Here is a 12,845-nt window from a genome sequence, read left to right as displayed (position 1 = left end):
GTCGGAATTGGCGGGTGGTCAGGAAGGTTGTACCGGCGAATTTGGTCTGCGATAGTGCCAATTCCATGCGAAAAATTCCGACCAATTCTCCGTCGCGGCGCAAGCCCGAGTTTGCGCTCGACCTTGGCGGGCCGCACATCACCCAAGGCGCCTCGTCGCAGCACCGGCTCTATCAGGCGCTCTGCCACGCCATAACGGGCGGGATCGCAAAACCCGGCGAGCCGCTGCCGCCGTCGCGCACGCTGGCAAAACAGACCGGTTTTCGCCGCAACGCCGTCACCTCGGCCTATGAGCGGTTGATCGCGGACGGCTTTGCGGTCGCCACCATCGGCTCCGGCACATTCGTCGCCGCGCGCATTCCCGCCCGCGTCAACGACGCGCGCAAGACCAGGATCGCGATCGAGGCGCCGCAGCAAGGCCCGCTGGCGCTCGGCTGCACGCATATCGATGAAAGGGCGCTGCAGCGCTTCAGGTCGTTTGCCGGCCGGCGCATGCGCGCCTTCGGCAACGAGCACCTGCAGTACGGCGACCCCAGGGGAAGCCGCGAGCTGCGCGCCGCGATTGCCGATCATTTGCTGTCGGCGCGCGGGCTGCGCTGCGATCCGGACCAGATCATGCTGGCGTCGGGAACGCAGCATAGCTTGCGGATCGTGCTGGGCGCGATCCTCAAGCCCGGCGATCAAATCTGGTGCGAGGATCCTGGCTATCCCGCGGCGAGAAGAGCGATCGGGCATTATGGCCTGCGCCCCGTCGCCGTGCCGGTCGACGCCTCAGGCATGATCGTTGCCAAAGGCCGGGCCCTCGCGCCGCTGGCGGGCGCGGCCTATGTGACACCGTCGCACCAGTTTCCGCTCGGCGTACAGATGTCAATGACGCGACGGCTCGAATTGCTCGACTGGGCAAGGGATGCCGGCGCCTTCGTGATCGAGGACGATTACGACAGCGAATTTCGATACGACAGCGCGCCATTGCTGTCGCTCGCCGGTATCGATCACCTCTCGCGCGTCATCTACATGGGCACGTTCGCAAAGACGCTGTTTCCGGGATTGCGCATCGGCTACTGCGCGCTGCCCGAACGGCTGGTCGGGCCGGTGACGACAGCCCGCGCCGCGCTCGACCGCTTTCCCGGCACGTTGCTCGAAGGCGCGGTGGCGGACATGCTCAATTCCGGGGCGTTCGCGGCAAATCTGCGCAAGGTGCGCGGAATCTATCGCGAAGCGCGTGACGTGCTGGCTTCGACTTTGTCGGTGGCATCGGACGGGCTTCTCACGGTGCCGGTGCCCTCGCAGGGCCTGCACCTGGTCGCGCGGTTCGATCCATCGACCGATCCGCTGGTGGCCGCCAAGGCAAAGACGGAGGCTGGCGTCGCCGGTTGGCTACTGGCGGAAACCTATTTTCGCGCGCGCCCGCTGCCGGGATTCGTCCTCGGCTTTGCCGGCCACCCCCTGCCGCAACTAATCGCGTCGGCCGAACGGCTGGCGAAGTCATCGCTGGCTGCCTTGCGGGCAAGCCGCAAACCGAACGCAAGTGGAACCGGGAGAGTCAAACGGTCGAAGGCTGTGACCTGACCGTTCCACCAGGGTAGCGCCCTATCAGAATCGCCGCCGCGTCACTAAGCTCAACGCCTGATTCAATCTCACGGCGGAAGCACCGGATGCCCGGCAATCGCAACGTTTTGTATCTCGTCATCGGCGTGTTGATCGTCGCGGTCGGCGTGCTCAGCTTCAATCTCTATAAAGCCAAGCAGGAACCCGAGGGCCTGCAGATCAATGTCGGCCCCGGCGGGCTGAAGATCCAGAGCAAGTAAGGGAGACCGCTTTGTCGCTCACGAAGGCCGAATCCCGATGCCTTGCCCTGGCCGCCAGCCTTGCCCTGTGGCTGATCGCAACGCCCGCCTTCGCGCAGGTGGTTTCGCGCGAGCAGGACATTATGGACCTGCGGCTCGGTCAACGCGTGCTGGTCGACGATGGATCTTGCCCAGCCGGACAGATCAAGGAGGTCAAGGGCTCGCAGATGACGACGTCAGGCGTGCTCCGTACCCGCCAGTGCATTCAGAGGCTGGGGACGAAGAAGCGTTAGCGGGATCTCCCCGGGCCTAGAACATGCCGTTGGTGTTGGCGGCTTTCTCCGGAATCTCCTGCACAACGTCCCAGTGTTCGACAATCTTGCCGTTCTCGAGCCTGAAAATGTCGACGATCGCACGGCCGCGCGTGCCCTTCTCGCGGACGCTGTGGACGTGGACAATCACGTAGTCACCGTCCGCAAAAGCGCGCTTGATCTCGCTCCGCGAGTCCGGGAATTTCTCCCGCAGGAAGCCGAGGAACGCCTTGAAGCCTTCGATACCGTCCGGCGCCGTCGGGTTGTGCTGGATGTAATGCGGCCCGAAAAACTTCGCGGCGGCGTCAAAGTCCTTCCGGTTGAGCGCCGCATCGTAGAATTCGAGCACGGCCTTCTTGTTGGCTTCCTGCGTCGTTGGGTCGGCGGCAGATGCCGGAGTTATGGCCAGCGACAACAGGCCGATCAGGCCGATGAGAAGAGATCGCATGACAGCTCCTTTGCGCAACCGGTCTTGATGCCGAACTTATCCTACCAGCTTCCGTCACCATGGCGAGCCTGGCAGTGGCAGCGGCGAAGCCGCCTTCTTCAGCGTGTATTGGTGCAGGATGCTGTCGAGGTGGCTGAACGATCCGACCCCGGGATGCTCTCGTCGTAAAACCAGTTGGCACGCGCGCAAACCGGGTAGCCGCGCCGAATTTACTGGTTCGTCGCCGGCTCGAACATGCATTGCAGTGTCGGCTTGGCGATCTTGGTGAAGGTCGGGCCAATCTGGGACTGCTTCGACGGCGGCACCCACGCGGTTTCGATGGTCGGCACGCCGGTCTCGCTGATGCCGCGCAGCAGCGCTTCGCGCAGGTCAGCATCTTCCACGGTCGCGGCGGCGTAGTCGTGCAGACAGCCGCAAACGCTTTCGGGATTCGCCCAGCGTCCGACCATATGCGGTGCGCAGAGGCGGACGAACTCACCGCGCGGATCGGGCACCTTGAACAGGGAACGGAATGAGGTCTGCGGCGCCTGAAACTGGAGTTGGACTTGCGCCTGCGCCGAGCCGCCAAGAAGGAAGAACGACAGGATTACAGAAGAACAGATGCGTACGAACATGCAGGGCCTTTATCGGCGATCTTCTTGTGAAACGTCCGCAACCGCTCAGTTGGCAGCCACGACCATCGGCTGGGACGCCGGGGTCGCAACCGGCGAGCCATTATAGGCGAAGGTACCGACGCCCGGCAGGCCCTGGTCAGAGGAACCAGCCATCGAGGGACCCGCCAGGATGAAGGCGAAGGCGAGGATGAAGCTGAGGGTCCGCATCTGACTGTCTCCGGTTATCCGTGGCCGGCAGCGCCCGCCGTCTCGTTGACCACGTGATAGCCATCGGCTGTTTCCGGACATCTGCGCCAAAAACGCAAAATGGTTTCGTCGCACAGGAGAATTGTTTCGTCGGTTCGAGCGGACGAAACAATAGCCGGAAAAATTCAATGAATTCAGCCGTGACGCCCCCACTTCAGACGCTCAGGCTGAACGCTGGAAGCCGGCTATTCGGGCCGCTTTGGCCCTCCTCTCATCGACGCGGACGGCCTCGTTCACCGGCCGATCGGATGAACCCAAGCCTCGGTCCGGCCGACTCAACGAACGCCGCGCAACTTTGCGTGTGCTTGTGCGTTGGTCACCCCTTCCTCAACAAAGGATAGCCGTCGTGGGCAGTGGCAACATCGATGTTGGCAATGACACCCCGACCCGCAAACCCGGCCGGCCGGCAGTTGAAAATGTGTCTGGCAGTTCAGAGCATCCCGTGAGCCCTTGTGGCGCGATGTCTCAGCAAGGCAGCGAATTTCGCGGCAATGTCTCAGCACCGCAAAAATTCGTGCATCTGGTCGGTTGCCGTGAGCGCAAGGCCGGACCCGGTCTGGAGGCCCGCCAATATTCCAATCCGGTCAAACGGTAAGCCCAAAACCCTCATCTCGGATCCCGGATCCGATCTCGGATGCTGGGTGGCATCGGACTTACTGGATGAATTCACCGCATTTCTGAACAGCGACATCGGTAGCCCCCCAAGGCATGATCGGAACCGAGGACGTCGAGTTTTTGGGTGAACCTTCGATCAGCCGGTCCGAATAGACCATGTAGACCAGCACGTTGCGTTTGGTGTCGCAGCCGCGAACGATCTGCATCTTCTTGAAGAACAGCGAGCGGCGCTGGCGGAACATGTCGTCGCCCTGCTCAAACTTGTGCTTGAACTTGATGGGGCCGATCTGGCGGCACGCCAGCGAAATATCCGAGACCTCCTCGGCAAGGCCAAGCCAGCCCTTGAAGCCGCCCTTTTCCGGCACCGTGAAGTGACAGGCCACCCCCTCGACCTCGGGGTCGTCGACGGCGTAGGTCGCCAGCTTGTCGTTCGGGCTCAGCCACTTGAAAACGGTCGAGCGGCGAAAGATCAGATCGGGCTCGTCCGCGGCCGACGCCGGCCCTGCCTGCCACAACGTCAGCGCCAGCACCACCAAGGCCAGAATTTCCCACTTCTTGTCACACTTAACGATGGCCTTGGATGTCATTGATATCTCCGCTGAAGGGCACGTCGCCTATGTAGTGCTGCAATGCCGAACGGGAAGGCCACTAGCGGGCTTGGAGGCCTCAGTACCGCCGTACGGGTGGCGTCCGATTGACCGGGCGCCGTTTAACGGAATGTGAGGCTTTTTTGCTACGATCAGAGCGAAAATCGCTGAAATTATAAGGCCTACGCTGGTGAACGCTTTTCGCCTCTGCGACAACAAACGGATTAGCTAGACTGTAGATTCGAGTACCTGGATTTGGGGATTATGCGCGTGAGCGAGCATCGAGTTCTTAGTGCGAGTATTACGGGCGCGACTATTTCCAAGCAGCGATTTTGGCAAATTGCGATGTTGACCGTGGCCGGCTCCGTTGCCACGGCTTCCCAGGCAGACGCCGCCACCATGTTCTACTGGCAGGACTCCGACCCCGGCTACTACCGGCCCGTGCCAATGGTGCAGCCGCGCAAGCCAAAGGCGCGCCGGCCGTCAGCCAAGACCGAGAAGGCCATCAAGGAGACCAACGCCAAGCCGCAAGGGCCGTTGATCATCGCGGTCTCGATCGAACAGCAGAAGGTCCGCGTCTACGACGCCAACGGGTTGTTCGCGGAAAGCCCGGTGTCGACGGGCATGAAGGGTCATTCGACCCCGATGGGCGTGTTCAGCATCATCCAGAAGCACAAGATGCACCGCTCCAACATCTACAGCGGCGCGCCGATGCCTTACATGCAGCGCATCACCTGGTCGGGTATCGCGATGCATGCCGGGGTATTGCCCGGCTATCCGGCATCGCACGGCTGCATCCGCATGCCGACGGCGTTCGCCATGAAGATGTGGAATTGGACCAGGATGGGCGCGCGGGTCGTTATCACACCCGGCCAGATCACGCCGGCCAATTTCTCGCATCCGTTGCTGATGGCGCAGAAGGTCGTGCCGCAGCCCCTCCTCGCCGACGATCCCTCGACCGACGCGCCCGCGGTGAAAGGCGACAAGGGCGCCGACGCAGGCGGTGCGATCAAGCCTGCGAATTCGGAGGCAGGCCTCGATCTCCGATCGACCGTCGGGCACGCGGCGCCGTTACGCGAACAGACCCACACCGCAGATGCCGGCAGCGCGATCAACGCTGTCGTGTCAGATGCAATGCCTTCAGCAGCCGGAGCCCATGCTGCCGGCGATATGTCGAATACGGGAGCCAACGCCGACGCGCCGAAATCCGGGCCAGCAGCCATCGCAACTGATGCCGGCGAACTCACGAGGACGGAAGTCTCCGCAAGCGAAAGCATGAAGGCCGAGGACAAGCCCGTCGAGGCGAAAATCGAAGCCAGCTCGCAACCGAAATCCGACGAGGTGCACGCCGAGGTTCCCACCGCAGCGATTGCCAATGCGGCGCCAGCCAAGACGGAAGCGCCGAAGGTCGAGGAAGCCAAGACTCTCGAATCCAAGACTCTCGAATCCAGGGAGGCTGAATCCAAGGCGGCCGAAAAGCCCGCCAAGGCGATCGCCGACGCACCGGCCGTTGCACCTGACGTGAAGAAGGATACGGCGCGTCTGCCCGGCGCCGAAAAGGCTGTTAAGGCCGAACCACCCAGGCGCCCCGGCCAGATTGCGGTGTTCGTGAGCCGCAAGGATTCCAAGCTGTACGTCCGCGAGAGCTTCAAGCCGCAGTTCGACGTTCCGATAACCATAGCGCCGAGCGACCGGCAGCTGGGTACGCACGTCTTCACCGCCGAAACCGACAAGAAAGATCCCAATCTGTTGCGCTGGTCGGTGGTCTCGCTGCCGGTCACGGCCCGCAACGCGGCTCGGACTGACGAGGACGATCGCGCTGTCCGACGGCGCAAGATGGCCGGCGGAGCCATTGCCGCGGCCAAACCGTTGCCAGCGCCGAACAGCCCCGCCGAGGCGCTGGACCGCATCACCGTCGCTCCCGAAGCGATGGCGCGGATCGCCGAAGTGCTGACCACCGGCAGTTCGATCGTGGTGTCCGATCACGGCATCAACCAGGGTGGCGAAACCGGCGAAGGCACCGACTTTATCGTCCCGCTGCGCTAATCTCTTCCTCTGACGCGTTTTCTTTACGCGAACCGGCACCCATAACGGCTTGTTGAGGCGCAGCGGGCCGCGGGTTGCGCTATGATTTGCGCGGTTGAACCGCAGGGCGAATCTTTTCATCGAGGCTTTTCATGATGGACCGCAGGAGCGTGATATCGGCGGCGCTGGCCGCGATCGCAGCCGTCGCCTCGAACAGGCAATCCCGGGCGCAGGCCGGCATGAGCCGGATCACGGCTTACGCGTTTTCGTTTCCGGGATTGGCCGGCGGCGATATCAGGCTTTCCGAACTTGCCGGCCGGCCGATCCTGATCGTCAACACCGCTTCGCTCTGCGGCTTCACCCCACAGTATGGCGGACTGCAGGAATTGTGGACCGAGTTTCACGACCGCGGCCTGATGATCATCGGCATCCCCTCCAACGATTTCGGCGGCCAGGAGCCGGGCGGCGCGGCCGAAATCACCGCGACCGCGCAGAACCACCGCGTCGCCTTTCCGATCGCCGCGAAGGCCGTCGTGAAGGGACCGAACGCGCATCCGTTCTACAAATGGGCGGCGGAGGCTCGACCTAAGGATGTTCCACGCTGGAACTTCCACAAATACCTGATCGGCCGCGACGGCTATATCGCCGACGTCTTCCCGGAATCCGTCAACCCCGTGGATACACGGGTGAAGACCGCCATCGCGCGGGCACTCGCCGCTTCCTGAATTAACCTGTCCGGTGACAAATCGGCTGGGGTAACCGCAGCGGTTGCGTTGGCGCGCCTGCTCCAACTAGGCTACTATGTGCTTCGGGAATGGAAGCAGACCGGACGGCGGCAGCGCCGCGACCGGGTGCGGGATTCAAATTTAAGGAAAACAAGATGCGTGTTGGGGCAGGGATGATCTTTGCAGGCGCGGTTTCGCTGTTGGCATCAAGCGCGGCATGGTCGCAGGTGCCACCCGCCAGGGGCGCGGCGGCTGCTCCGCAGGCTGCACCGGCGCCAGCCCCGCCGCCGGTGCCTGTCTCGACCCGTCCGCCCTGCAACAATCCCAACGCGCTCGGTATCGGCCGCACCGTCGAGATCGACACCACGGGCGGCCCCGGTTTCGGCTTCGAACATTTCAAGGAGCTCGACTTCCTTCGCGACAAGGAAGTGGTGTTGACCTTTGACGACGGCCCATGGCCGGTGAATACGCCTGCGGTCTTGAAGACGCTGGCGGAAGAATGCACCACCGGCATCTTCTTCCCGATCGGCAAGCACGCGACGTATTATCCCGAAATTCTCAGGCAGGTGATGGCGGCCGGCCATGCCATCGGATCGCACACCTGGTCGCATGCCGCCCTCGTCAACAAGAAGCTCAGCGAGCAACAGCGCAAGGATGAGATCGAAAAAGGTTTCAGCGCCGTGAAGTGGGCGCTCGGGGGCAAGTCGCCGGCGCCGTTCTTCCGTTTCCCGGCGCTGCAGCATCCACCCGAGATGGTGACCTATCTCGGCACCCGTAACATCGGGATCTTCTCCTGCGACCTCGATTCCTTCGACTTCAAGGCGAGCAAGTCGCAGACGATCATCGACAACGTGATGCGCAAGGTCGAGAAGAACGGCAAGGGCATCATCCTGATGCACGACTTCCAGAAGCACACCGCGGAAGCCCTGCCCGAGATCCTGAAGCAGCTGAAGGCCGGCGGCTACAAGGTGGTTGCGATGCGGGCCAAGGCGCCGATACAGACCATCGCGCAATATGACGAAGACATCGTCAAGGACCTGAAGCTGCCGACGGTGAGCTCGCGCCCGGTGTCCAGCGTCGTACAGACGATTTCGGAATAACACCAGGCGAGACAAGCGTGCCGGCGCTGCGTATCGAAGGCTATGTCATCGTCTCCGCGGACGGCATGCTGGCCGACGCGCGCAATGTCATGCCTGACGAGTTGAAGTTCGAGGGCGACAAGGCGTTTTTCACCGCCGCCCTCGATCGCGCCGACCTGATCCTGCACGGCCGCAATTCCTATGAGGACCAGCCGAACTCGCCGCGGCGCAGGCGCGTCATCCTGACGCGGACGGTCGACGCGATCGCACCCGATCCATCCAATCCAAACGCCACGTTGTGGAATCCCGCCGGCGCGACCTTCGAAGCTGCCTGCGCACATGCAGGTATGCGTGACGGCACTGTTGCGATCATTGGCGGCCCCGGCGTGTTCGGCATGTTCATGGACCGCTACGACGCGTTCTGGCTCTCGGTCGCGCCGCATGTTCGCCTGCCCGGCGGCGAGCCTTGCTTTCCCGGTGTCCCTGCCCGCACGCCGCAGGAAATCCTCGCCGCGCAAGGACTGCGCGGCGGCGACGTGCGGATGCTTGATGCAGTGCATGATGTCACCGTCACGCCGTGGCGGCGCAGCCCTTAGAGCTTAATCCTTTCGTACAATCAGCCTCGGCATAAGCCAGCCTCCGCCAGAGATCGCTTGACAGCACGCGGACGCGGTTCCACCCTGAAAAGAAAAAAAGACACATGTCATCATCGGGAGGACCACAACATGTTGAGGTACGCTTCAACCATGGTTGCAGCGGTGACTCTTGCAATGGTCACCGTCTTCGCTCAGCCGGTTAATGCTCAGACGACAGAAAAACCGCTAGTTCTAAAGGGTCAGTCGACCCACCCAGCATCCTCGAATTTCCACCTGATCTTCAAACTTTGGGCCGAGACCGTCGAAAAAATGACGGCCGGACGTCTCAAGATCGAAACGCTCCCGGCGGGAGCGATCGTGCCCGCGTTCGAGGTTTTCGACGCGACTTCCAAGAACGTTCTCGACGTCGGCATGGGCCCGTTCGGCTACATCCTCGGCCGCAACACCGCGACGATACCGATGTCGCATGGTCCGCTGTACGGCATGGACGGCTCGGACTACTGGGCCTGGTACTATGACGGCGGCGGCATGAAGCTGCTCGACGAGTTCTATCGCGACGTTCTCAAGCTGAACGTCGTCGGCTTCCCGATCCCGACCGACTACCCGCAGGGAATGGGCTGGTTCAAGAAGGAGATCAACAGCCTTAGCGACCTCAAGGGTTTGAAGTACCGGATCTACGGCATCGGTGCTGAAACCTACGGCAGGCTCGGCGTGTCGGTCGTCACCATTCCCGGCGGTGAAATCGTGCCGGCGATGGAGCGCGGCGTGATCGAGGGCGCCGAGTGGATTAACTGCGAGGAAGACAAGAAGCTCGGTCTGCACCAGGTCGCCAAACACTACTATACGCCGGGCATGCACGAGCCCGTTACCGGCGGCCAGTTGATGATCAATGGTGACGTCTGGAAGAAGCTCACTCCGGATTTGCAGGAGATCATCAAGGTGGCGAGCGTCTATGCCACGACACAGCGCAACTTCGCCCTGAATCGCGAAACGGCGCAGGCTTGCCAGGACCTGATCAAGGCGGGCGTCCAGATGCATCGTACACCCGACGAGATCCTGAAGAACTTCCTCGACGAGTGGGAGAAGATCCAGACCGAGCACGCGGCAAAGAACCCCTTCTACAGGAAAGTCATCGACAGCCAGAAGGCCTATGCCGAACAGATCGTGCCCTTCAAGCTCTCCTGGTTCCCGCCCTACAACTTCGCGGGCGAGTACTACTGGAAGAACAAGATCTATCTAACCAAGAAGTGATCTCTCTGTAGCGGAGCTGCTGGCGTCCGAACCGCCGGACGCCAGCACTGCCTGGAGGGGGCGATCATGTCCGCGGACACCAGCAGTGCGTCGATCCCAAGCCATCCGGGCGGCGAATTCCCGCGTGCTTTTTACGCGATCATACGGACGATCGACCGCTTCACCGACGTGACCGGCAAACTCATCGCCATGTCGATGTTGTTTCTGATGGTGACGATCTCATACGAGGTTGTCATGCGCTACGGGTTCGGCGCGCCGACCGTTTGGGTCTACGAATCCAGCTTCATGGTCAACGGCGCGGCCTTCATGCTCGGATCGGGATATGCGCTGTTGAAGGGCGCGCATGTTCGCACCGACATCTATTGGGAGAATTACTCGGAGCGAAAGAAGGGCGTCGTCGACCTGATCTCCTACCTGATGTTTTTCTATCCGGCGATGATCACGTTCATGCTGATCAGCATTGACGACACCTTGCACTCCTATGACACCGGCGAACGGTCGCAGGAAAGCGTGTGGCGCGCGATCATGTGGCCCTTCCGGGCAACGATCCCGCTGGCGGCGTTACTTCTCATGATCCAAGGCGTGTCCGAGGTACTGAAGTGCTGGTACCAGGTCCAGTTCGGTCGCGAGTTCGAGCACAAGGAAAAGATCGAGATATGACGGGACTCGAACTCCTCGGACTTGTCATGCTCCTCGTGATGCTGGGAGCGATCTTCATCGGCCTGCCGATCAGCTTCACGCTGCTCTTCCTGGCGCTGATGTTTGGTTACGTCGGCATGGGAGAGCGTGTTTTCAACCTCGCGTACCTGCAGACCATCGGCCTCATGAAGCAGGACGAACTCGTCGCGGTGCCGATGTTTATTCTGATGGGATTCGTCTGCGATCAGGCCGGTCTCATGGAGCGGCTGTTCCGGGCGTTCCGCGATCTGTTCGCGCCCCTCAATGGCGCGCTCTACGTGGTCGTCATCCTCACGGCGACGCTGTTCGGAATCGCCGCCGGAACTGTCGGCGCAACCGTCGCCCTGCTCGGCATCATGGCCGGGCCGATGATGATCCGCTCCGGCTACGATGTGCGCATGTCCGCCGGCGCCATCGCCGCCGGAGGCACGCTCGGCATTTTGATCCCGCCGTCCGTGATGCTGGTCGTGATGGCGCCGGTGCTCGATATCTCGATCATCGATCTCTATGCGGCCGCGTTCGGCCCGGGCTTCCTGCTGTCTGCGATGTTCATCGCCTACACCCTGATCCGCTGCTACTTCAATCCAAAGCTCGGCCCGCCGGTGCCGGTCGAGGAGCGGCCAGATTCGATGCGGATCGTGCTGTGGGAGTGCCTGGTCGGTCTGGTGCCGGTGACCGTGCTGACGATCGTGACCCTCGGCGCCATCCTCGCCGGCATCACCACGGCCGCGGAGGCGGCGGCGTTCGGCGCATTGGGGGCGATTCTCCTTGTGGTCGCCTACGGCCGGTTCTCATGGAAGGGCCTGTTGGATGCCTGCTACGCCACACTGGCAACGACCAGCATGGTGCTGCTGCTCGCGGTAGCCTCCAACGTGTTCGGCGCCGTCTTCTCGTGGCTCGGCACGGCAACCTGGATGACCAATGCCCTGCTGGCGTCGCCGCTGCCTCCCTGGGGCACGATGTCCATGCTCCTGACCCTGATCTTCCTGCTCGGCTGGCCGTTCGAATGGCCGGCTATCGTCTTCATTTTCCTGCCGATGCTCGCACCCGTCGCCAAGGGTCTCGGCTACGACATGGTCTGGTTCGGCTGCATCGTTGCGGTCGTGCTGCAAACCGCCTTCCTGTCACCGCCGGTCGCCATGTCGGCCTACTATCTCAAGCAGGTGGTCAAGGAATGGAACCTGCGGCTGATCTACCGCGGCATGGCCGACTTCATGGTGCTGCAGGTCGCTTGCGTGGCGCTGGTGCTGATTTTCCCGGCCATCGCGATGTGGTTCCCGCAATGGCTGCAGGCGCGCAGAATAGCGGCGCGGACCGCACAGATCGAGCAGGTCGCGCCACCGCAGAGCGCCGCCGCCACACTCGACGGTCCACGCGTGGCGATCCGGAATTTCTGACTCGGTCTGGGGCCGCCGCTACCGGCTTCAGACGTCCCCGTAGGCCGGTTCATTCGGCCGCGGCCCGCGGCCGTAACCTGCGATCATGAACAGCGCGCCGATGAGCGACAGGTTCTTCAAGGCGTCGATCAGCGTCTTGGCATTTTCGGGCGCTGGCTGGTTCCAGAAATCGTGGAAGTAGAAGGTCGTCGCGATGACGAAGAAAATCAGCAGGATCGCGAAGAAGCGCGCGCCGAAATTGACCGCGATCATCAGGCCGGCGAGGATCTCGAAGCCGCCGACGCTCCACGCCAATAGTTGCGGCATCGGCATGCCGGTCATGGTTTCGATCTGCGAGGTATAGGGCGCAAGCATCGCCGGGATGGTCACCTTGGTCGCGATGAAGTCCGCCGTCTGCTGAATCGCGAAGAGCTTGGTCGCTCCCGTGTACATGAAGAGGACGGCGAACAGGACTCGCCCGAAGGTAACTAACGCTGGCATGGGATCG

The 12,845-nt window shown here is 62.2% G+C and carries 16 protein-coding genes; 11 read left to right on the top strand and 5 right to left on the bottom strand.

The genetic code is table 11. The annotated features are described in order from the left end of the window. Positions 1 to 65 precede the first annotated feature (65 nt). From IVB22_RS03555 to IVB22_RS03545, 3 genes are all read left to right on the top strand, one after another. Positions 66 to 1,568 carry a PLP-dependent aminotransferase family protein gene (locus tag IVB22_RS03555; protein WP_247515915.1) on the top strand — a complete coding sequence of 501 codons (1,503 nt, stop codon included), beginning with the start codon at positions 66 to 68 and terminating at the stop codon, positions 1,566 to 1,568. An 86-nt stretch (positions 1,569 to 1,654) separates the two neighbouring features. Next, entirely contained in the window at positions 1,655 to 1,807 is a 153-nt protein-coding gene (locus tag IVB22_RS03550; protein ID WP_247515914.1) for a hypothetical protein, read from the top strand. A gap of 11 nt (positions 1,808 to 1,818) precedes the next feature. Continuing rightward, the gene (locus tag IVB22_RS03545; RefSeq protein ID WP_247515913.1) at positions 1,819 to 2,079 is read left to right on the top strand and encodes a DUF6719 family protein; all 261 of its coding nucleotides are present in this window, start codon (positions 1,819 to 1,821) and stop codon (positions 2,077 to 2,079) included. Positions 2,080 to 2,095: 16 nt separating this feature from the next. On the opposite strand, the gene IVB22_RS03540 is transcribed toward IVB22_RS03545, so the two are convergent. The 3 genes from IVB22_RS03540 to IVB22_RS03530 all read right to left on the bottom strand — a co-directional run bounded on the left by IVB22_RS03540 (position 2,096) and on the right by IVB22_RS03530 (position 3,366). Further along, complete coding sequence (locus tag IVB22_RS03540) at positions 2,096 to 2,545, bottom strand: ester cyclase (protein WP_247515912.1); 450 nt, start codon at positions 2,543 to 2,545, stop codon at positions 2,096 to 2,098. Positions 2,546 to 2,754: 209 nt separating this feature from the next. Further along, entirely contained in the window at positions 2,755 to 3,159 is a 405-nt protein-coding gene (locus IVB22_RS03535; protein WP_247515911.1) for a hypothetical protein, read from the bottom strand. 45 nt (positions 3,160 to 3,204) lie between these two features. Then, positions 3,205 to 3,366 carry a hypothetical protein gene (locus IVB22_RS03530; protein WP_247515910.1) on the bottom strand — a complete coding sequence of 54 codons (162 nt, stop codon included), beginning with the start codon at positions 3,364 to 3,366 and terminating at the stop codon, positions 3,205 to 3,207. 385 nt (positions 3,367 to 3,751) lie between these two features. On the opposite strand from IVB22_RS03530, the gene IVB22_RS03525 reads away from it, so the two are divergent. After that, positions 3,752 to 4,000, top strand: coding sequence for a hypothetical protein (locus tag IVB22_RS03525; RefSeq protein WP_247515909.1), 249 nt, complete (start codon positions 3,752 to 3,754; stop codon positions 3,998 to 4,000). A 58-nt stretch (positions 4,001 to 4,058) separates the two neighbouring features. Here the strand turns inward: IVB22_RS03525 and IVB22_RS03520 are convergent, their stop codons facing one another. Beyond that, a complete protein-coding gene (locus IVB22_RS03520; protein ID WP_247515908.1) occupies positions 4,059 to 4,607 on the bottom strand; it encodes a CreA family protein in 549 nt (182 codons plus the stop codon). Positions 4,608 to 4,952: 345 nt separating this feature from the next. Between IVB22_RS03520 and IVB22_RS03515 the strand changes: the two genes are divergently transcribed. The 7 genes from IVB22_RS03515 to IVB22_RS03485 all read left to right on the top strand — a co-directional run bounded on the left by IVB22_RS03515 (position 4,953) and on the right by IVB22_RS03485 (position 12,358). Continuing rightward, entirely contained in the window at positions 4,953 to 6,653 is a 1,701-nt protein-coding gene (locus IVB22_RS03515) for a L,D-transpeptidase (protein ID WP_247515907.1), read from the top strand. Positions 6,654 to 6,784: 131 nt separating this feature from the next. Beyond that, positions 6,785 to 7,357, top strand: a complete 573-nt coding sequence (locus IVB22_RS03510; protein ID WP_247515906.1) for a glutathione peroxidase — start codon at positions 6,785 to 6,787, stop codon at positions 7,355 to 7,357. Between the two features lie 155 nt (positions 7,358 to 7,512). After that, entirely contained in the window at positions 7,513 to 8,457 is a 945-nt protein-coding gene (locus IVB22_RS03505; RefSeq protein WP_247515905.1) for a polysaccharide deacetylase family protein, read from the top strand. A 65-nt stretch (positions 8,458 to 8,522) separates the two neighbouring features. Continuing rightward, on the top strand, positions 8,523 to 9,032 hold the full coding sequence (locus IVB22_RS03500) for a dihydrofolate reductase (protein WP_247515973.1): 510 nt from the start codon (positions 8,523 to 8,525) through the stop codon (positions 9,030 to 9,032). Positions 9,033 to 9,161: 129 nt separating this feature from the next. Beyond that, entirely contained in the window at positions 9,162 to 10,283 is a 1,122-nt protein-coding gene (locus tag IVB22_RS03495; RefSeq protein WP_308200348.1) for a TRAP transporter substrate-binding protein, read from the top strand. Between the two features lie 66 nt (positions 10,284 to 10,349). Continuing rightward, positions 10,350 to 10,943: a TRAP transporter small permease subunit gene (locus IVB22_RS03490; RefSeq protein ID WP_247515904.1), complete on the top strand. Its 594-nt coding sequence runs from the start codon at positions 10,350 to 10,352 to the stop codon at positions 10,941 to 10,943. After that, entirely contained in the window at positions 10,940 to 12,358 is a 1,419-nt protein-coding gene (locus tag IVB22_RS03485) for a TRAP transporter large permease subunit (protein ID WP_247515903.1), read from the top strand. The genes IVB22_RS03490 and IVB22_RS03485 overlap by 4 nt, the downstream gene beginning before the upstream one ends. 27 nt (positions 12,359 to 12,385) lie before the next feature. Here the strand turns inward: IVB22_RS03485 and IVB22_RS03480 are convergent, their stop codons facing one another. Beyond that, on the bottom strand, positions 12,386 to 12,838 hold the full coding sequence (locus IVB22_RS03480) for a DoxX family protein (RefSeq protein WP_247515902.1): 453 nt from the start codon (positions 12,836 to 12,838) through the stop codon (positions 12,386 to 12,388). Between the last annotated feature and the right edge of the window lie 7 nt (positions 12,839 to 12,845).

Origin of the sequence: Bradyrhizobium sp. 190 (assembly GCF_023073415.1) — a bacterium.
Lineage (GTDB): Bacteria > Pseudomonadota > Alphaproteobacteria > Rhizobiales > Xanthobacteraceae > Bradyrhizobium.
This window is presented reverse-complemented; position numbering and strand designations above follow the sequence as displayed.

Bases quoted from the DNA above. Each gene is read 5' to 3' on its own strand.
- IVB22_RS03520 (WP_247515908.1), bottom strand. From the start codon at position 4,607: ATGACATCCAAGGCCATCGTTAAGTGTGACAAGAAGTGGGAAATTCTG.
- IVB22_RS03485 (WP_247515903.1), top strand. From the start codon at position 10,940: ATGACGGGACTCGAACTCCTCGGACTTGTCATGCTCCTCGTGATGCTG.
- IVB22_RS03505 (WP_247515905.1), top strand. From the start codon at position 7,513: ATGCGTGTTGGGGCAGGGATGATCTTTGCAGGCGCGGTTTCGCTGTTG.
- IVB22_RS03490 (WP_247515904.1), top strand. From the start codon at position 10,350: ATGTCCGCGGACACCAGCAGTGCGTCGATCCCAAGCCATCCGGGCGGC.
- IVB22_RS03555 (WP_247515915.1), top strand. From the start codon at position 66: ATGCGAAAAATTCCGACCAATTCTCCGTCGCGGCGCAAGCCCGAGTTT.
- IVB22_RS03480 (WP_247515902.1), bottom strand. From the start codon at position 12,838: ATGCCAGCGTTAGTTACCTTCGGGCGAGTCCTGTTCGCCGTCCTCTTC.
- IVB22_RS03530 (WP_247515910.1), bottom strand. From the start codon at position 3,366: ATGCGGACCCTCAGCTTCATCCTCGCCTTCGCCTTCATCCTGGCGGGT.
- IVB22_RS03500 (WP_247515973.1), top strand. From the start codon at position 8,523: ATGCTGGCCGACGCGCGCAATGTCATGCCTGACGAGTTGAAGTTCGAG.
- IVB22_RS03495 (WP_308200348.1), top strand. From the start codon at position 9,162: ATGTTGAGGTACGCTTCAACCATGGTTGCAGCGGTGACTCTTGCAATG.
- IVB22_RS03535 (WP_247515911.1), bottom strand. From the start codon at position 3,159: ATGTTCGTACGCATCTGTTCTTCTGTAATCCTGTCGTTCTTCCTTCTT.
- IVB22_RS03540 (WP_247515912.1), bottom strand. From the start codon at position 2,545: ATGCGATCTCTTCTCATCGGCCTGATCGGCCTGTTGTCGCTGGCCATA.
- IVB22_RS03550 (WP_247515914.1), top strand. From the start codon at position 1,655: ATGCCCGGCAATCGCAACGTTTTGTATCTCGTCATCGGCGTGTTGATC.
- IVB22_RS03515 (WP_247515907.1), top strand. From the start codon at position 4,953: ATGTTGACCGTGGCCGGCTCCGTTGCCACGGCTTCCCAGGCAGACGCC.
- IVB22_RS03510 (WP_247515906.1), top strand. From the start codon at position 6,785: ATGATGGACCGCAGGAGCGTGATATCGGCGGCGCTGGCCGCGATCGCA.